The following is a 21,375-nucleotide window of genomic DNA, read 5'->3' as shown; positions in this document are numbered from 1 at the left end:
TATTATGAGGCGCGAGAACCATGCTTATAACCTCCAGACTCTCTCAACTAGAAAATTATTGCTATTTTTATGTTTGTTTAATGCAATAGCAAAACAAAAAACAAACTACCGCTTTAACATAGGTTCAACACGCCTTCATAATAATATTCTATTTTTTTTTATTTAGTTTTTAACTCGTTGCTCTTTTTGATGAAAATTTGTCAATTCGAGTGAATTTCAGACATTTTTATGTTTGAAATTAGTATCGAGAATCAAATTTTTAATTTCAGAATAGTTCTCGATACAAAATTCTTTACAAGAATTTCACTCGAACTGACACTACGTGCGACATATTTTTCAAAAAGCACAACGCGTTAGTTCAATAACAATTTATCAGTCTCTCCAAAATTGTCGTAACTGGATGTAATAACCTGTTCCCCAGGTTCCAATCCTTCAATAATTTCATAGTATTGCGGATTTTGTTTCCCTATCTTTACCTGACGTTTTATAGCAAAATCTCCGGAGTTATTAATCACATAAACCCATTGCCCTCCCGTACTTTGAAAAAAGGCGCCCCTTGGTAACAAAAGCGCTTCAGTTGGCTCACCTAATTGTAATTTTATATAATAACTTTGTCCGGTTCTTATATTTTTTGGGGTACTATCGACAAACACCATATCTATTTTAAACTTGCCTTCCTTGACGTCTGGATATACTTTTTTAATACTTAAATGGTAAGTGTTGCCATCTCTCTCAAATGTGCAGGATAATCCTTTTTTGATTCTATCAATATAATGTTCATCGATTGTTGATTCTATTTTAAAGTCGGTTAACACATTAATTTGCCCAATGTTTTGGCCTCTGGCTATTTGTTTTCCAATTTCAGCATTTAAAGTTCCTAATTGTCCATTGGTGCTAGCTTTTACATTTAAGTTGTCAATACGTTCGTATTCCATACTTAATGTTTGTTGCATCCTTTGGAGGTCTCTACTTAGTTCTATAATACTTGTGACACTTAATAGAGAATCTTGCTCGGTTTGAAATTTGTTTACTTCGTAACTCTTTTTGGAAAGCTCATAGCTTTCTTTTGCTTGTAAATAATCTTCTTTTGCAATTAATTCTTCATTATAAAGAGATTCATTTTGTTCATAATTACGTTTGGCTTTTTTCAATTGATATTCCGATTCAAGTAGACTTCTTTGACCAGCAATTCGTTTAGAGTCAAAATTAATTTGTGTCTGCCGCAAATCATTTTGTTTGGTAGCTAAAATGTTTTCACTACTCAAAATCTGACCATACAAATCTCTATTTTCTAATTTCAAAATAACATCGCCTTCTTTTACCATGCTACCTTCTTCAATAAAAATTTCCAACACACGACCTCCTTCATAAGCATCTAAATACACGGTTGAAATGGGATTCACCAAGCCACTAATGCTTATGTAATCATTAAATTTATCATTAATAACTTCTGAAATGGTGATTTTTTCTTTTTCTACTTTTAAAGAGGAATTGGTATTGCCAAAAGCGAGATATATTACAAAAAATAGCATCAATCCAACAATGGCAGCGATGCCTATATGTTTGGGGCGAATGCCTTTTTTCTTTTCTATTTTAGTATCCATCTTAGTTATTGGTTATCTGTATAGTGCTTGGTAATATGAAATCCCCATTATAAAAATCCAGGGTCTTTTTTTGGATATTAAATTGAATTCTCATTTGTAACTGATCAATCTTAGCACCTATAAATTCATTATTTGCGACTTGCAAATCGTAGATACTAATCAATCCATTTTTAAATTTTTTTTGTGCGATGGTCAGTGCTAATTCTTTAAGTTCTACTTTCTTTGAGTTTAACTTTTCTTCGGCAAATAAGGCTTCGTTTTTCTGAATTAACTTCTGAATTTCTTTATAAACAAGTTGCTCTTTTTGTTTTAAATCGACATCTGCTTTCTGGATGTTGATTTTTGCGATTTTAGTATTACTCCAATTTCTTCCATTGCCAAATATGGGGATGTATAAAGACAGCACAATATATTTATTTGTATTGGTTTTAATTTGTTCCCAAAACTCCATTTCATTACCTGAAGCATCCAATCTGTTAGGCGAGTATCCTGTATTAATGCCGGTGTTAAAAGTTAATTTTGGAAAAAATGAAGATCTAGTAATCGCTAAGTTTTTTTTAGCCGCCATCAAATCCAGCGCTCCTATTTGAAGCGCTGGCAAGAACTTTTGGGCATTGTTGAACAAGCTTTCGGCATTGGTGCCTAATAACGATTCGTTGATTGATTGATTTTCTAAAGGAGCTAAAAGCTCAATATCATTTTGGGGTAAATTCATTTCCTGTGTTAATGCTAGCTTCGATTCCTTTAACCTGTTATTAGCTTGCAAAACATTTAATTCGTCTGTGCTAACAGTGGCTTCAATGTCATATAAATCCGCTTTAGCTTTCATGCCTAATTTTACTTGCGAGTCGATTAATTTTAAGTACAATAAGTTAATGGCCTGTTGTTCTGTTACAATGGATAATGCGCCTTCATTAAAAAGCACATCATTAAACAAATTCATGATTTTAAATGCCAAATCGTACTTATATTGTTCGGTCGCTTGCTTACTTGTTTCAAATTGTATTTTTTGAAAAGCGAGCGTATTCCATTTTTTAAAAGTTTCAAAAAGAACTATGGAAGAAGATAAAGATCCATTGCCAGAACCATATTTGGTATCTACAATGGTATTAGTAATAGGGTCTATAGTTCTACCATAATTAACGGCATAACTTGGTGAGCCAACACCGATTTGTGGAATTAAATCCCTTTTGGATTGCCTCCAGTTTTCTTTACCTATAGCTTCATTGTAAGTTTGGTTTTGTTGGCCTAAATTATGTTCTAAAGCGTAAGCTATACATTCATCTAACGTCCACGATTTTTGTGAAAAACCGAAAGAATTGTGCAATACAAAACATAAAAAGAGAAAGGTTTTTAAGGGTCGGCCCATTATTTTCATATATGATATGTTACATATTTAGCGAATGGTATGCCATAAAAATTAAATAATTGATAATGTGATGTTTAATGATTTTTATATGGTGTGTAGTTATATATAATGTAAAAAATATTAACAATAAGTGTAAAAATATTTTACACTTATTGTTAATATTTAACTTGAATTGCTAGCTTTGGTTACAGACCTTAAAAGTATTAATATGTTGGATGGAAAAATCCTTGTTGTAGATGATAATAAAAGTGTTTTAAGCGCTTTGGAATTATTACTTCAAAAGTTATACAGTCATGTGGTTACCATTTTTAACCCAAATCAAATTACGTCGATTGCCGATTTAAAAGATTATGATGTTGTGTTGTTGGATATGAATTTTTCTTCGGGTGTTAATAATGGAAATGAAGGGTTTTATTGGTTGCGATATATAAAGGAGATAGCTCCAGATATTTCGGTTATTATGATTACAGCTTATGGTGATGTAGAACTTGCCGTTAGAGCGTTGAAAGAAGGTGCAACCGATTTTATTTTAAAACCCTGGGATAATAAAAAATTGATAGGCACTTTACAATCTGCATACCAATTAAGGCAATCGCGACGTGAAGTATTTGGATTAAAGGAAAAAGAAAAACACTTAAAAAGCATTATCAACAAAAACGACAATTATATAATTGGTAATTCAAAGGCTTTACAAGAGGTTTTAACAGTAACAAGAAAAGTTGCTAAAACCAATGCAACCGTATTAATTACTGGTGAAAATGGCACAGGGAAGGAACTTATAGCCAGGGAGATCCATAAATGTTCTAAGCGTAGCGAAGAAGTTCTCGTGAGTATTGATATGGGGTCCATTAGTGAATCTCTTTTTGAAAGTGAACTGTTCGGACATACCAAAGGGGCTTTTACAGATGCCCACGAAGAACGCATGGGCAAATTTGAAGCGGCACATAAAGGCACATTGTTTTTAGATGAAATTGGAAATTTACCCTTATCATTGCAAGCAAAATTACTAGCAGTTATCCAAAATAAGGAAATTGTTAAGATTGGTTCCAATAAAGCAATTCCTGTTGATATTCGATTAGTTTGTGCCACTAATTGTAACCTTGATTTAATGGTGGAACAAGGTTTATTCAGGGAAGATTTGTTATACAGAATAAATACCATAAACATAGAAGTCCCTCCGCTTAGGGAACGCGACAATGACATTCTGTTGCTTATTGAATATTATTTGAACCTATATGGTAACAAATACGGTAAAAAAGGCCTTAAAATTCAGAAATCTGCTGAGAAAAAATTGCTGAATTATAATTGGCCCGGTAATGTTAGGGAGCTACAACATACCATAGAGCGTAGTGTTATATTAAGTGAAGGTCATGTTTTGGTTGCTGATGATTTTCTTTTCAAACAACGTCCCCAAGTATATCAAAAAGAATTAAATACCACCTTGGATGAGATGGAAAAAGACATGATTGCCAATGCATTAAAAATGCATCATGGTAATTTTAGTGCAGCCTCCAATCAATTAGGTGTTACTCGACAAACACTTTATAATAAAATGAAACGATACGGACTATAATTTACAGATATGGCAAGTAAAAATATGTATTTTAAAATTATAGTAAGAGTGCTATTATTAGTCATAGCCATTTTTTGTTTTTCTTATTTTCTTTTAGAAAAACAGTATGATTTCTCAACTTATCTAGGAATTGTTATTCTATTTCAAGTCATGGGACTTATTAAGTTTCTCAATACCACCAATCGTAAAATTGCTTTCTTTTTTGATGCTGTTGAGAATGACGATTCATCCATTCATTTTCCGGTACACACTAAAGACAAATCCTTAAAAGAATTACATAAAAGTTTAAATCGTGTGAATCATTTAATTCAAAAAGTAAAGATTGAAAATAAAACGCAAGAAAAATATTATCACACCATATTAGAACATGCAACGATTGGCATCCTTACTTTAAACGAAAAAGGCCATATTATTTTGGCCAATAAAACGGCTAAAAAATTGCTTAATTATGAGTCGCTAACCCATATTCAGCAACTTAAGCGTATTGATGAAAAATTGTTCACGCTTATATCCCAATTAAAACCGTTTGATCAAAAATTAATTGAATTACTTAATGAAAGGGAAATAATAAAACTGACTATAAAAGCAACTCCAATAAAAATTGATAATGACAATTTGCTTCTGGTGATCATTCAGAATATAAGCAACGAATTAAATGATAATGAAGTAGATTCTTGGGTAAAACTGTTTAGGGTTTTAACGCACGAAATAATGAATGCCATTGCTCCAATCACGTCCATTTCTGAAACATTATCTGGTTTTTATAAAACGGAGAAGGGTTTGATTTCCCCTTCTGAAATAAATGAAAATGATATAGTTGATGTTGTTAAAGGATTGGATATCATACAGACCCAAGGAAAGGATTTAACAAATTTTGTAGAATCTTATAGAACACTTACTAAAATTCCAAGTCCGAAGAAAGACATTGTTAAAGTAACATTGCTTTTTGAAAAGATTAGAATATTAGTAAGCCAAGAAACTGGGTTTAACCAAACTAAGTTTTTAATACACGTTGAACCAGAAAATTTAGAGGTATTTGCCGATGAAAAACAAATTATTCAAGTATTGGTAAATCTTGTAAAGAATTCTTTAGAATCATTAAATCAAAATCCGAGCGGTACGATAAAACTATCGGGTGTGAAAAATAATTTAGGTAAAACCAGTTTACAAGTCACCGATAATGGGGGAGGCATTCCACCCAATTTATTAGACCAAATATTTATACCCTTTTTTACAACTAAAGAAAAAGGAACAGGAATAGGTTTGAGTTTATCTAAGCACATTATGAGATTACACGGAGGTGCCATTCATGTAAAATCATTAGCTAATAAGACAACTACTTTCACTTTAGAATTTTAGTGATTTTGTGATTGCACCAAATTTATGGACGGGAACATCTTATAATTTTACATTTACTTGTTCTCAACCATACTATCCCTTTATTTTTATCTAGATGATTGAAAAACCACTAAACTATTCAACTAAATTGATATTAATCATTTTATCAGCTTTAATCAGTAATTTATGGCTACTACCTGATAAATTGGTGATATACACCTTTTTTCCCACTTTATGATAGCGTTCCGTGAGCTTGTTTAGGGCTTCTATGGCAGACATGTCTGCAATACGACTTTCTTTAAAATCAATCATAATTTCAGCTGGGTCGTTAAGCACATCAAACTTGTCATTGAACATTTTTATCGATCCAAAAAATAAAGGTCCGAAAATTTCATAATGCTTGACGCCTTTTTCATCAGTATATTTTCTGGCTCTAATGCGCTTAGCATTGTCCCAAGAAAACACTAATGCCGAAACAATAACACCTATTAATACGGCAAGGGCAAGGTTGTGCAAGAACACTGTTACCAACATAACCAGTAACATGACAATAATATCAGATTTAGGATACTTATTTAAAATTTTCACACTTACCCATTCAAAAGTTCCAATAGATACCATGATCATTAGACCTGTTAAAGCTGCCATAGGTACTTGCTCAATAATTCCTGCACCAAACATAATAAAAAGAAGTAAGGCTACAGATGCAACAACACCCGATAATCTTGCCCGCGCACCATTGGAAATATTAATTAAACTTTGTCCTATCATGGCACAGCCACCCATCCCTGATAAGAAACCTGATGCAATATTAGCAATACCTTGTGCAGCGGCTTCTTTATTGGTACGTCCTCTGGTTTCTGTAATTTCATCTATAAGTTCCAATGTTAATAAGCTCTCTATTAAACCAACACCAGCTATGATAGCAGCATAGGGAAAAATAAGTATTAAGGTTTCTAATGTAAAGGGAATTTCTGGAATGTGAAATGGAGGAAAACCACCTTGTATGGAGGCCATATCTCCCACGGTTTTGGTATCTATTCCCAAAAAGGCCACAATACCAAACACGACCAAAATAGCTGCCAGAGAAGCAGGAAATGCCTTGGTAAGTTTTGGTAATCCCCAAATGATAAACATGGTGAGTAATACCAAGCCTAAAATAATATACAAAGTGTTGCCTGTTAACCAATTCCCTGATGCATCCTTAAACTGGTTTAATTGGGACATAAATATAATGATGGCCAGCCCATTAACAAACCCATAAACCACGGGTAATGGAACGAGACGCATTAATTTTCCTAGTTTTAAAACACCAGCAAGTATTTGTATGATACCTGCTAGTACCACGGTTGCAAACACATATTCTACACCATGACTTTGAGCTAAAGTTACGATTACCACGGCAACAGCTCCTGTAGCACCTGAAATCATGCCAGGTCTCCCTCCGAAAATAGAAGTCACAAAGCCCATAACAAAGGCAGCGTATAACCCAACTAATGGGGCTAGGCCAGCAATAAGCGCAAAGGCAACAGCCTCTGGAACCAAAGCAAATGCAACAGTTAAACCTGAAAGAACTTCAATTTTATAATCTACTTTTTGTTTAAAATCAAATAATCGTAAATATGGTTTCATAATATGAACAAAATGAATTTTTATGACCAATTGGTCAATTGAATAATTAAGGATATTGGTTTGAAAATAATTGAGTGTTAGATTTTAGAATCTATGAAGGATTCAATGCGGTGTTGCCATTGGCAATACAAGTTGATATATAGATGTAATATTCTTCATTTTTTTAAGATTGCAAATATAAATCATTTACCAACCCTGACAAATTTAATTAGATTTTTACTGCGCTTATTTGTTTTAAAATGCATGCCATGAATGTTGTTTATTGCTTTATATATTTATATCAAAAATTTTATATGTGATAGTAATCTTAAAGTGATTTTTTGAAGAATTTTATCAGTAAACACAGTGTGTTTATATTAAATACTATCTTTCGAATGCATTTTAAATTTTATAAAAATAAATTTTATTGATAAAAAATTCGATAAAACGATTGTTTTTAACGATTAATTGCATAGATTTGCCAAACAAACCCTTAAATCTTAGACATGAATACAAAAATTATTTTATTAAGTGTCAGTCTGTTTTTAGTGGCAAGCATTGGATTTGCTCAAAAAAAGGATGAACCTAAAAGCATAATTAATGGTAAAATATCGATTAAGAAATATTATAATAAGGAGGAATTGGAACGCTTGCAAAAGGGCGAGCTATTGACACTTTACACAGAACGTATTGAAGCTTTAGTGGAAACATTACCTTATATAGCATTTGCTACAAAGCCAGGCGTAACAATGGCTACACTGGGTATTCCAAATGATAATGATAATAAAAAAATATTGGACAGTAAATTTGAGGCTACTAGCACTTTCTTACAGGCTAATAGAGGGTTTCAAAGTAAAATTTTACCTTATTCCGATACAAACAAGTTAATTTCGGGAATTTTATTTTATGAAGAAATATTGAAATCATTGCATGAATACAGTGAGTTTCATTAAGAATATTATTAAAAGACACACTTAAAATTATATAAAAGCCTTGAGAACAACACTCAAGGCTTTTTATTGTAATGAACTTAACATTTAAGCTATTTTTTAAGAAGTATAATTTGCGAAACTTATATATTAATCACATAAAAAATTAAGTTTTATTATTTAAAGTCATAGTTGAAGGAAAACGTAAATTGTTGATTTTAATGAAAAGTGATTTTTTTATCAACAATTTTGTGTCGTTCATCGAATATATTTGACAGTGAATTCACTTATTTTGTGTATTTTAACGAAATATTTGGTATTTCATAGGATTTTATTTTATTTTTGAGCATTAATTCGTTGAAAATTCTTGTTTAGTTTTTTAACACAAATTTATTTAGTCATGAAAAATTTTACTCAATTATTGTTGATATTTCTTTTTGTAATTGGAAATGTCTTTGCTCAGCAGGAAAAAGGAATAATAGGCGCCAATAATTGGTTGTACAATTGGGCCGAATTTAAACCGAACCAAAACAGTTACGATGAGCCCACTCAAATAATAGCCGGTAATATAGATAAAGATACAAAATTGGTTAAAAGGGATACCTATTTGCTATTGGGTAGTGTTTTTGTAACAAATGGAGCAACACTAACCATAGAACCTGGAACCGTAATCATAGGGGATTTTGCATCCAAAGCGTCTCTTACCATTTCCAAAGGATCTAAAATAATTGCAGAGGGTTTAGAAACGGATCCCATTATTTTCACGTCAAATAGAAGTGTGAAAAGAGCAGGAGATTGGGGTGGTCTAATTATACTTGGAGATGCGCCTACTAACAAATTTGGCAATGGATCTGTGGCATCATATCATACAGATTTAACACCATCGGCTTATGCTAATACAAATTTTGGAGGATCAGATCCAGAAAGTAACTCTGGGATATTGAAATATGTTAGAATAGAATTCGCTGGTAAAAGAATAAGCAATAATGACTATTTTAATGGTCTGCTATTGGCTTGCACAGGTAGTAAAACCGTCATTGAGAATATTATGGTTAGTTATTCGGCAGGGAATTCTTTTGAAATATATGGAGGACAAGTTAATTTAAACAAATTAGTTTCTTATAGATCTAGCGGTAATGATTTTAAATTTAATTATGGAGCGAATTCAAAATTACATAATTCACTAGCGGTAAGATCACCTTATGTGTCAAGTAGTTATGGTTCCAGATGTATACAGATTTCTTCATATAATAAAAAGGAAGAAGTGGATTTTAGTAAAAATGGAACTATGGTAGTTGCTGAAAATATAACATTGGTAACCGATAGTGATAACATAAAAGCTGATATAGATAAAGGTTTAGTAAAAGAGGCTGTATACGTTGGTCAGAATTCATCACTTAATATGAGTACAAGTGTAATCTCTGGTTTTAATCCAGCTGTATTGTTCCAAGATACCATTTTCATTAATCAAGAAAATTTAGAAAAAATCAAGTTTTCTAATATGTATTTTAACAATTGCAACGGCAATATTTTTGTAGAAAACAATTCCAATAATGAAGACCTAGAGAACTGGTATGGTAATAGTGCCTTTTTTAATGTGTACGCTAAAAGTAATAATGCAGAAACCTTTATTGATTTAAAGAATGATAAAAAGCCTGATTTTAGATTAAGGATTAATAAAATAATTGCATCTAAAGATCATTTTGCGGCAGAAGATACAGGTATTAACGATTAATACAAAGTAATATTAATCGATAAAATCTTGGCTTCACATGTTTTCTAGTTTAATCCCTAACAAACCAAAAGCAAGAATTTTTTTGATTAAGGTAGCCATGTTTGGTTATCATAACAATGGGCTAAATATCATAGAACGGTAATTTTTTTAAAATTTATCTGATAAAGAAAAAAATATGGAATGAAGAATTTTACTATTATTATTTTAATTTTTTCTTTTACTAAAACTATTAATGCCCAAATAGTTATAGCGAAGCCTAATTTAGGTTTTACCCAAGCTTGTGCGAGCCCTACATTTAATACTTATAACGTAACTTTTTCCTTTTCACCGGAGTCTGGACTGTCCGCCACAAATCAATTTGTAGTAGAACTTTCAGATGCTTCAGGTAGTTTCACAAACCCAACAACGGTTTTTACATCGGCACAAGGCGCAGTGACAGTATCACCAGCTACTTTAAGTTTTTCTTTACCAACCACAACTAGTGGTGAAGCCTATAGGGTTAGGATTAAAAGTACTGCGCCAGTGGCAACTAGTACGCCATCAAACGAATTTGCGGCATATTATAAAATCCAAGATACGCCATTCACTATTAATAATTTGATAGAAACAGGTGCATATTGTGCAGGGGGAAGTTATCTATTAACCATAGATAATCCTGGAACTGGGTCAAATGATTCGCCATTGCAATATCCTTCGCTTACATTCAATTGGTATAGAGAAACGAGCCCCACAACATCTGTTTTTGTAGCATCTGGAAACACTTTAGCTGTTACCGAAGCAGGAACCTATTTTGCCGAAACAAATTATGGCACTTGTACATCCAACTCGTTTTCAAATAGGGTTACTATCAGTCAAGCGTCTTCGGGAGCCTCTTCGTCGATTAATTCCAGTCTAGGAAATCCTTATTGTTTAAACGAAGGTTCTACAACACTAAGTACGATAAATGGTAATAGTTACCAATGGTTTAAAGATGGTGTCGCCATTTCAGGCGCAACGAATCAAACCTATGTAACCAATGAATCTGGTACTTATTCCGTTACCATAGATTTAGGTAATTGTGTTACAAATGCATCCATAGACCTTGAAAACAATGGCTTTACAAGCAGCATTGATGTTTCTGATACGAATGTGTTGAATGAAGGTAATACCTTAATGGCTAATGTAACGACTGATGCTACAAATCCTGAATTCGAATGGTATTTGAATGATGCTATTATTCCAAGTGCAACGGGAAGTAGTTTTGAAGTGACTCAAACAGGCAACTATAGGGTTGTAATAAATCAAACAAGTGGTTGCATAGCTTCAAATGAACATGTTTTTACTGTAACCGAAGCATTTCCAAATGTGACGAATATTCCCAATTTAATTAGTCCGAATGGAGATGGCATCAACGATACTTGGGTCATTCCCCAACAGTACGTAGCTGGAACAAATACAGAAGTTATCATAATAAGCTCTCAGGGCAAAATTGTTTTGAAAACAACGGATTATCAAAACAACTGGCCACAGAACCAAATAGATTTTAAAGATATCAATCCTGTTTATTACTATATAATAACAACGCAAAATAACCAAACCAAAAAAGGATCAATAACGGTAGTGAAGTAACATGGTAAAATATTTTATATATATGATTTTATTTTTGTCCATAGTGCAACAATCCAATTCTCAAGAAGACGGTGTTGTGGCATTGGCTTTACCTGTTAGAAATTCATTAAAGTTTAATAAATACGTTATCAACCCTACATTTAGTTTTGTAAGGGAACAGAATAAACATGTCACTTTTACAAATAAAAGAGAATGGATGCAATTTGATAATGCACCACAAACGTATTTATTTAGTTATTCTGGAAGATTTAGTGAAAATTCTGGTATTGGCGTTGGATTGTTTCAGCAAAATTATGGGGTATTAACCACATTTGGAGGTGTATTTAATTATGCTTACAACGTGGTACTTGATAGAGACAGTAATTTAACTTTTGGTATGAATTTAGGTGCCTATAAAAGTGGCATTAATGAAGGAAACGTTGTAACAAATTTTCCAGATCCATCATTACAGAATATACCGTCCAATACAGTGATTACTGTAAATCCTGGTATTAATTATGGAATGGCATTTTTTGATGTAGGCGTGTCGCTAAACAATTTGGCATCATACAATTTTACGACCTCAAGGCTCATTGAAGACAACCCAGAGCAAAGTGTTCAGGCTCATGTTATGTATACTGGGTATGTAAACAGTCGTGGTTTTTTTGATGAAACAAAATTCTCTGGTTTAGTTAGGTCGGAATTCAAAAAAGATCAAACAGTTATTTCTGGTATCGCCATGTTTACGGTCCCAAAAGGTTTCTGGGCACAAGCCGGGTACAATACATTATTTGGTTTATCTGGAGGTGTTGGATTTAATGTTAGTTCCCAGATTGCTTTAGAATATAATTACGAAAAGGCTATAGGCGATTTATCAATGTTTGGTAGTTCTCATGAAATCACTTTAGCATATAAATTTAAAAACCGATATAGATATAATTACAGCGGAGATGATGATGAAGGCGCTTTAATTACGCCTGTAAAAAAATCAAGAACTGTTGCTGCAAAAAGAACACCAACCACAAGAACGGTTAGAAATACAAATGTTAATGCTGTTCCTGAAGTTCAATCTGAATCAACAGAAGAAACCAGAATTAAGTTAGAGCAGGAACAAGCTCAAGCCAAAGCGGCCGAAGAAGCCCAAATTAAGTTGGAGCAACAACAGGCACAAGCTAGGGCAGACGAAGAAACCAGAATTAAGTTAGAGGAGGAGCAAGCTCAAGCCAAAGCAGCCGAAGAAGCCCAAATTAAGTTAGAACAGCAACAGACTCAAGCCAAGGTAGACGAAGAAGCTAGACTAAAATTAGAACAAGAACAAACTCAGGCTAAAGCAGCCGAAGAAGCCCAAATTAAGTTAGAGCAACAACAGGCACAAGCTAAATCAGCCGAAGAAGCTAGACTAAAATTAGAACAAGAACAAGCTCAGGCTAAAGCAGATGAAGAAGCCAGAATTAAGTTAGAGCAAGAACAGGCTCAAGTCAAAGCGGACGAAGAAGCTAGGATAAAATTAGAGCAAGAAGCGCTTCAAAATGAAGTTAAGGAAGAAGTAAACGATTCTATAGGCCAAGTGGACTTAGACGATGTTGTTGTGGAAGCCCAAGGGAAAAATAAAACTAATGAAACTGAAAAGGTTAGTCCATTAACAGCAGACTCTAGTATAGAGCAGCATGAATTATTAATAAAACTACGAGAAACTGTAGCACGTAAAGAACAAGATCTTAAAGATTTAAAAGAAGAAAACGATTTAAGCGAACAAGGCATTTACTCAGAACCTAAACCTTTTAAAAGTGTTTCAGCAGAAAATGCTGCCCTAGAATCTTTAAAAATTGATATTGAAAATGTTATAAAAGCGCAGAATGCTAAAATAAGACAGATGGAAGATTTGTATAATAAAAATGCAAATGCAGATGATTCCATGAAAGCTTCATATTTAAGTAGAATAAACGCACTGAAAGCAGAACAATTACAAGCAGTGATTACTAAAGATAATTTGCTAACAACATTAGAAGGCATTAAAGAAGCTACAGAGATTGAAAGAAAACGAAGAATTAAGCGAGCTGCTTTTGATAGTGAGCAAGATAGATATTTAAAAGATAGAGCGGCATTAAATGTTATAAAACAAAATACGACTTTAAGTACTGTTCCAATTGAAGAAAATGATTTTGATTTTGGAGAAGAACGAAGTGATAACATACAAATATTAAAAGGAGTTAGCAATGTGGAAAGTGGCTATTATGCCGTACTTGCGGTACATAGTGACGTTGCAAAACGTGATGAATTTTTAACTAAAGTGGTAGCATCTGGACAAAATGATATTAACTTCTTTTATGATGTTAACACCAGTAAATATTTTATTTACTATCAAAAATTTGAAACCATAGAAGCTGCAAATAATGCTTTAAAAACAAAGGATAATAAACCATATAACAGTAAAATGTCTATGATCAAAATAGAAAATTAGTATATGAAACAGCATGTATAGATCTTTTTTCCTTAAACCCCAATTAAAGGAAAGAAATCACGAAAATTAACACCATGAAGAAACCTACTTATTTTAAATCAACGTTTGTTGTTTTATTTATATTAACTTGTTTTAATAGCATAGCCCAAACCTACAAACCTTTTGTGGTAAGGGAAAAAGTTGATGTAAGGGGTAGTATGTTGGTTATAGGAAACAATATTCTCAGCGAAAGTAACCAGCCATTTAATAACAATAATGCCGATAATCAGGATATCAATATGCGGTATATTGATATTGATAATGATGCGGCTACTTTTAATTCCAGTAGTGCAGATCTTATTTTACCAAATCATGCAGACGGCAGTTCCACAGATTGTTATCGTGTGGCCTATGCCGCATTGTATTGGGGGTCATTTTTGCAATCTGGCAGCAGGGAAAATATTAATCAAATCAAGTTAAAAACACCAGGAAGTTCTACATATACCAATATTACGGGTGAAATTGTTTATGATGCCATAGCAAATCCAATAATTTCTGTACCCAACGAGCCAGGTAATACTCCATATGCCTGTTATGCTAATGTTACCGATATTATCTCTGGCTTAACGAATATTGAAGGGACATATACAATAGCAGATATTCTATCAAGTCAAGGTTTCAATAATTCTACAGGGTTAAGTGCAGGCTGGACCCTTTTGGTAATTTATGAAGATCCAGAACTCCAAACAAAATCTTTTACCACCTATGATGGTTTTAGCCACATTTATGATGGACAACAGTTAATAATTCCCGTTACAGGATTTAGAACGCCTCAAGCTGGTAGTATCGATTTGCAATTTGCCTATGGTGCATTAGATGGTGATAGGACTAGACGAGCAAATAAATTGGAAATCAACGGTAAGGAAGTAACAACCCCTCTAAGAGGTCCTGCAAATAGATTTTTTGGTTCTGTTATAGAGAACACGAATTTAGAACCTGTTAATGCGGTTACTTATCCTAGAAATCCTTTTAACGAAAACACCTTGGGATATGATACAGGTTTTTTAGAGCTTAAAAATGCCAATCCTGCATACATTAAGAATAATGTTGACTCTGCTGACTTTCGTTTGCAGGTGGCTAGGGGACAAGCAGATCCTGTGTATGCCTTTTTTAGTGCTTTTGCCGTAGATATTATTGCACCAGATATAGATTTAACTAAAACTGTGCTTGATGCTTCTGGAAATGACATTGGAGGCGAAGAGGTTGATTTAGGCCAAAGATTATTTTATGAAATCACTTACCAAAGTACGGGCAATGATAATGTAACACAATTTACAATAAAAGACGTACTTCCAGAAAATGTTATTTTTAATCCGGCAACAGACATCGATTTAACCAACGCAGGAGGCGCCACTTTACAATCATACGATCCGGTAACAAGAACCCTTATTTTTAATATTCCCGATACATCGGTAGAAATAAACGACCCAAAGTTTACAATACGTTTGGCCGTTCAGATTGTGCCTAACTGTTACGATTTAAGCCAGGCTTGTTCTAATGAAATCCTTAATCAGGCCTTTGCCACGTATAGAGGGGTTATTAATCCTGAAATAATTCAAGATGAAGGAAGTTTTGCCTCTACAGAATGTTTGGGAACACCTATGGCTACCAACTTTTTAGTGGATATTTCTGATTGTATTTTTGAAAGAACTGAAGTTTTGTGTGGTACCAGCATACTTTTAACGGCCTCTGACGGTTATGAAAGCTATTCGTGGTCCACAAGTCCAACAGGAACTCCAGTTATTGGTACAGGGCAAACATATACCGCAACAGAATCGGGGACATATTATGTGAGAAATACAGCACCAGCTAATTGTTTGTCTATAGATGAACAAATAAATGTTATTACTTACGGTGCAGGCGTAACCAATCCTGTTATCCCTTTTGCAGATGAAGTGGTTATTTGTCCCAATGATGGAAAGGAATTGCCCAACATTTTCTTATGTGGCGCAAACGATTCGAGGGCAATTAATACAGGTATTAGTGATGCTGTTTCAATTATTTGGGAACAATTGGATGAAACCAGCTGTCCAGCAATGGCAGTGGACAATTGTGCCAATGAAAATGATACTTGTAATTGGAATCAGGTAGCTACCGGGTCTAATTATGTTGCAAATACATCTGGGCAATTTAGGTTAGTTATAAATTATCCTGGAGGTTGTTTCAATATTTTTTATTTTAATGTATACCAAAACTTATTAAACCCTACAATTACGGCAACGGATATTTTGTGTACTACCCCAGGAGAAGTAACAGTAGGTGGGGTACCAAGTGGATACGAATACAGCATCAATGGAACCGATTATCAAACAAGCAATGTGTTTCCTATTAATTCAGCGGGATATTACACGGTTTATATCAGACAAATTGGCGTAAATACAAATCCTTGTATATTCCAAACGCCCAGTGTATATGTTAGGGAAAGGGATTTTACCGTATCAACAACTGTAATTCAACCTTATTGCTATGGGGAAAAAGGGAGTATTATCATAGCCGCAAATAATGCGCTCCCTCAATATTATTATAGTATTTATTTAGGTGGAACTTTGGTAAATAGTGTAGGTCCTGTTATGGAAAGCGACCATACATTTACCTCTTTAAACCCGGGCACCTATACGGTGAACGTTTCAACAGATGATGGCTGTACTTATTCTGAAGATATTGAGATAATAGAGCCCCCATTATTAACGGCTACGGCGGCATTAACACAGCCTTTAACTTGTACCGATGGTGAGATAACAGTATATCCAAACGGAGGAACACCGCCCTACATATATTATGTGAATGGAGCAGCTGATTCTCTGGATTCGCCCGTAATACCTATAAGTACTCCTGGCATCTACACAATTACAGTTGTAGATTCCAATAACTGTTCTGCCGAAACTTCGATTATAGTTGAAGGTGTACCAGCACCAGAATTTACCTTAACCGCCACAGATATTGCTTGTTCGGATTCTGGCGATACAGGTACCATAAACATTAACGTTACTAATGCGAACGGAAACAGTTTAATGTACAGTATTGATAATGGAACCACTTTCTATAGTTCATCGGTATTTACCAATTTAGCTGTGGGAACCTATGATGTAGTGGTTCAATATTCATTGGGTGGCAGCGTATGTAACACTGCACCACAAACGGTCACTATAGACATACCACCTGCAATTACTGGAACAGCAACATTAACAACTCCTTATACATGTACAATTAATGGTGTTATAACCATCTCTGGGGTTTCTGGAGGAACGGCACCATATACGTACAGTATTGATGGGGTTAATTTTCAGTCTGGATTAACATTTTCAGGATTAACAAATGGTACGTATAACGTCACCATAATAGATGCTAGCGGCTGTACATTTATAACAGCACCAGTGACCATTGATCCATTAGACCCCCCAACAGACATGTCATTCAGCAATACGCCATTGAGCTGTCCATCCAACACAACGGATGTTACCATAACAAGTGTAACGGGAGGTACGGGACCATTGGAATACCAAATAATAGCGCCATCGGGATCGGCTACAGCTTATCAGACATCCAATGTTTTTTCGGGGTTAGCACCAGGAACCTATACGTTTCAAGTAAGGGATGCTAATAATTGTACCTATTCGGAAACCTATAATATCCCACCATTACCAACAATAAGTGTAGTGGGGCAAGCCATAAGTGATGTTTCTTGTTTAGGCGCATCTGATGGATCTGCCAGATTTACAGTTTCTGGTACTACAAACTTTACATATACCATTAATGGAGGGGCATCAATAGCTGGAATATTTCCTATTGATTTAACAGGCTTATTAGCTGGAAGTTATACTATATTGGTAACTGATGCAACAACCAATTGCACGGCTACAGCTTTAGTAACAATAAACGAACCAACTACGGTATTAAGTGCTACATCAAACACGTCACTCATAACATGTAATGCCGATGGTAGTGTGGTTATTAGTGCTACTGGTGGCTGGGGTGGCTATACATACCAACTTTTACAGCCCGATAACACGGTTTTAGGTCCTCAAGGCAGTAATATTTTTGCAGGCTTGTCCCAAATAGGAACTTATACGGCTACAGTTACCGATTCAAAAGGATGTGAAACCACAACATCATTTACATTAAATGCTCCAAGCACACCAACGGCAACCATAGATGCTACATCCGATTTATGTTATAGTGGAAGTGGTGCCACCATTATAGTAAATGCTTCCGATGGACAAGCACCTTACGAATATAGTATTAATAGCAGTGCGTTTGTTTCCAATAATACATTTGCCAATTTGATTCCAGGAAACTACGATATAACCGTTAGGGATGCTTATGGATGTACATTTAATGTACCTACCCAAACTATTGCTAATCAATTAACGGCAACCGCAGTTTTAACCAAAGGATTGGATTGTACGGCTACCCCTGATGCAGAAGTTGATGTTACGGTATTGGGAGGTACGCCACCTTTCACTTACGAAGTATCATTTAACGGTGGAACATTTACATCTATTGGAACTCCAGCCTATACATACAACAACACCCAAGTAGGAAATTACCAATATAGGATTACAGATGCGCTAGGTTGTACGGCAGAAACTAATGTTGTTATAATACAGCCAATTACAAATCCTTCGGCAACAGCAAATGTATTGGATGTATTTTGTAGTAGTGATAACAGTGGTGTTGTAACTATAGATGTTGACGAAACCGTTGGAGCACCTCCTTACCAAATAAGTTTTAATGGTGCTCCATTCTCTTCTCAAACAGTTTACAGTGGGTTATCTGCTGGAACGTATAATTATATAGTCAGGGACAGCAATGCTTGCGAATTTAATGGCGTTGCTACGGTTAACGAGCCTAGTGCTGTTACTTTAGGTTCTGCGGTTATAACACCTATTACGTGTAGTGGTAGTGGTAATGTTTTGGGGGCTATTACAATTTCAGGCGTTGCTGGTGGTACAGGAAATTATACGTATACTTTATTGGATGGTTCTGGAAATCTTGCCACAACATCGTCTACAAATCCAGTAGGGCCAACAGCAAGTGCAAGTGTTACATTTAACGGTTTGGCTTTTGGAAATTATTATTTAAGAGTGGTTGATGCCAATGGTTGTGAATACAATTTTGGGCCATATCAAGTTGCTTCAGATGTTGATGCGCTTTATATTGATACTGATGCTTCTGGTAGTTGTTTAACAGGGGTTGACTATAACATAGAAATCGTAAATGGGGTTGGTCCTTTTAGGGTACGTATTTATGATGGAACTCCAACTTTTGACCCTACTGATGGTGTAGATCCTAACGGAATGCCAACATCGGATGTTTCACCAAACGAGAGAAACCATCAGTTTTCTGGTTTACAATTTGGAGTGAGCTATGTTTTTGAAGTATTGGACACCAGTACAGGATGTACTTATATAGAGCAAGTTCCGGCAGTGGATAGTCCATCCCCAATGGCCTTATCTGGTACAGCCAATAGCGTAGCCTGTTTAGGGGATACTAATGGTACGTTTGATTTTACCATATCTGCTTATACGGGAGACGCTTTGTCTTGGGAGGTTTTTAATGATTTAACAAATATAACAACAGGAATAACAGGTAACGCAGCAGGGTTGTCAGGTGCAGATTATAGTGACACAGTTATTGGTTTAGGACCTGGTGATTATTATTTATTGGTTACTGAAACAGACCTAAGTTCAACACAATGTACGGCATTTATCAATTTCAGAATTATAGAACCTACCGAGCTATTATTGGCCGAAGTGGTTAACACCAATGCAAACTGTAACCAAGATGCACAAGTTGTTGTGAATGGTAGTGGAGGAGTACTTCCTTATGAATACGCTTTTGTTCAGGATGGTGCGTTACCTTCTGTGGGCGATTGGACAACAAACAATTTGGCGGTTTTAGATTATACCGTAAATACCAATTGGGATGTATATGTAAGGGATGCAAATGGATGTGCCGTTGCAACGCCTCTGGATGTTGTGATTGCTGCCGATCCATTGCCTTCTGTAACTTTGCCAACTTTGGCAATAGATCAATGTTCATCTACTGGTAATTCATATACCCTCACGGCCACACCTGGAGGAAGCGAAATAACACCGGTTAGTTATAGTATTGATGGTGTTAATTTCCAACCCAACCCAACCTTTACGGTATCTACTCCAGGAACCTATACAATGACTATTAGGGATGGAAATGGCTGTACAGCAACAGACACTATTACAATTTATCCACCAATACAGGTAAATGCAGTTGTTGGTGCACAACCATCATGTACTGTAGGCGGTATTATTACAGTTACAGGTAATGGAGGCAGTGGCAATTATAGCTTTGCTGTTTTGGATAGCCTAGGAAACCCAACAACCTATACAATTTCTGGGGCAGACTTTACAGATATTCCAGATGGAGATTACATTGTAGAAATTACAGATACCACTACGAACTGTTCATCACAAACACCTATTAGTTTGGAAACGCCAACACCTGTAACCTTTACAACTTCTGCAAATGATGTAAGTTGTAATGGTGGAAGTGATGGTGTAATAATAGTAACCTTAGCTGCAGGTAATAATAATCCGCCTTATACCTATAGTATTTCGGGACCAGTTTCAGTTGGGCCACAATATTCAAATATTTTTACAGGCTTACCAGCTGGAATTTATGATATTACGGTAACCTCAAGTAGAGATTGTAGTTTAACACTACAAGAAACCATTGGTGAGCCTACGCTTTTGACCGTTACGGGAACAGCAACGGATTTTGCTTGTGCTCCCGATAATTCTGTAAACACATCTTCTCTTACCATTTCAGAGGTAGGGGGAACAGCTCCATATGTATATAGCATTAATGGGACCAATTACTTATCAACAAATACGTTTGATATTATTGATATAGGTATCCCCCAAACAATAAATATTTTTGTAAAAGACGCCAATGGATGTATTGCTTCCAATACGGTTTCAATCACACCTCTACCTGCATTAACAGAGGCGGTAGCAGTTATTGTTACGCCAATTGATTGCAACAATACAGGTTCAATAAGTATAACCGTCACGGGAGGTTCGGGCGACTTTAGTTACCAAATGTTGCCAGAAGGAACAATTCAAACGTCGAATACATTCAGTATAGTCAA

At 34.9% G+C, this 21,375-nt stretch carries 10 protein-coding genes; 7 read left to right on the top strand and 3 right to left on the bottom strand.

Going from position 1 to position 21,375, the window contains the following annotated elements; genetic code table 11:
* Window positions 1-353: 353 nt before the first annotated feature.
* Entirely contained in the window at window positions 354-1,604 is a 1,251-nt protein-coding gene (locus tag CDH49_RS05855; protein WP_100614525.1) for an efflux RND transporter periplasmic adaptor subunit, read from the bottom strand.
* A 1-nt stretch (window position 1,605) separates the two neighbouring features.
* Window positions 1,606-2,982 (bottom strand): TolC family protein, encoded by a 1,377-nt coding sequence (locus CDH49_RS05850; RefSeq protein WP_100614524.1) that lies wholly within the window; start codon window positions 2,980-2,982, stop codon window positions 1,606-1,608.
* Window positions 2,983-3,154: 172 nt separating this feature from the next.
* On the opposite strand from CDH49_RS05850, the gene CDH49_RS05845 reads away from it, so the two are divergent.
* Together CDH49_RS05845 and CDH49_RS05840 are read left to right on the top strand one after the other, a co-directional pair.
* Window positions 3,155-4,546 (top strand): sigma-54-dependent transcriptional regulator, encoded by a 1,392-nt coding sequence (locus CDH49_RS05845; RefSeq protein ID WP_317044380.1) that lies wholly within the window; start codon window positions 3,155-3,157, stop codon window positions 4,544-4,546.
* 9 nt (window positions 4,547-4,555) lie between these two features.
* Complete coding sequence (locus CDH49_RS05840; RefSeq protein WP_100614523.1) at window positions 4,556-5,905, top strand: sensor histidine kinase; 1,350 nt, start codon at window positions 4,556-4,558, stop codon at window positions 5,903-5,905.
* Window positions 5,906-6,019: 114 nt separating this feature from the next.
* Here CDH49_RS05840 and CDH49_RS05835 read toward each other — a convergent pair whose 3' ends face one another.
* Window positions 6,020-7,516 carry a SulP family inorganic anion transporter gene (locus tag CDH49_RS05835; protein WP_100614522.1) on the bottom strand — a complete coding sequence of 499 codons (1,497 nt, stop codon included), beginning with the start codon at window positions 7,514-7,516 and terminating at the stop codon, window positions 6,020-6,022.
* 485 nt (window positions 7,517-8,001) lie between these two features.
* On the opposite strand from CDH49_RS05835, the gene CDH49_RS05830 reads away from it, so the two are divergent.
* The 5 genes from CDH49_RS05830 to CDH49_RS05810 all read left to right on the top strand — a co-directional run.
* The gene (locus CDH49_RS05830) at window positions 8,002-8,448 is read left to right on the top strand and encodes a hypothetical protein (protein WP_100614521.1); all 447 of its coding nucleotides are present in this window, start codon (window positions 8,002-8,004) and stop codon (window positions 8,446-8,448) included.
* 376 nt (window positions 8,449-8,824) lie between these two features.
* A complete protein-coding gene (locus CDH49_RS05825; RefSeq protein ID WP_100614520.1) occupies window positions 8,825-10,159 on the top strand; it encodes a hypothetical protein in 1,335 nt (444 codons plus the stop codon).
* A gap of 180 nt (window positions 10,160-10,339) precedes the next feature.
* Window positions 10,340-11,767, top strand: coding sequence for a T9SS type B sorting domain-containing protein (locus CDH49_RS05820; RefSeq protein WP_100614519.1), 1,428 nt, complete (start codon window positions 10,340-10,342; stop codon window positions 11,765-11,767).
* Between the two features lie 22 nt (window positions 11,768-11,789).
* Window positions 11,790-14,207 (top strand): PorP/SprF family type IX secretion system membrane protein, encoded by a 2,418-nt coding sequence (locus CDH49_RS05815; RefSeq protein WP_239970593.1) that lies wholly within the window; start codon window positions 11,790-11,792, stop codon window positions 14,205-14,207.
* A gap of 74 nt (window positions 14,208-14,281) precedes the next feature.
* Window positions 14,282-21,375, top strand: a 7,094-nt coding sequence (locus CDH49_RS05810; protein ID WP_100614517.1) for a beta strand repeat-containing protein, incomplete at its 3' end; no start/stop codon positions are given.

Origin of the sequence: Confluentibacter citreus, from assembly GCF_002807055.1 — a bacterium.
Classification (GTDB): domain Bacteria; phylum Bacteroidota; class Bacteroidia; order Flavobacteriales; family Flavobacteriaceae; genus Confluentibacter; species Confluentibacter citreus.
Note: the sequence above shows the minus strand (reverse complement) of the source record. Positions and strands in the feature narration are given on the sequence as shown.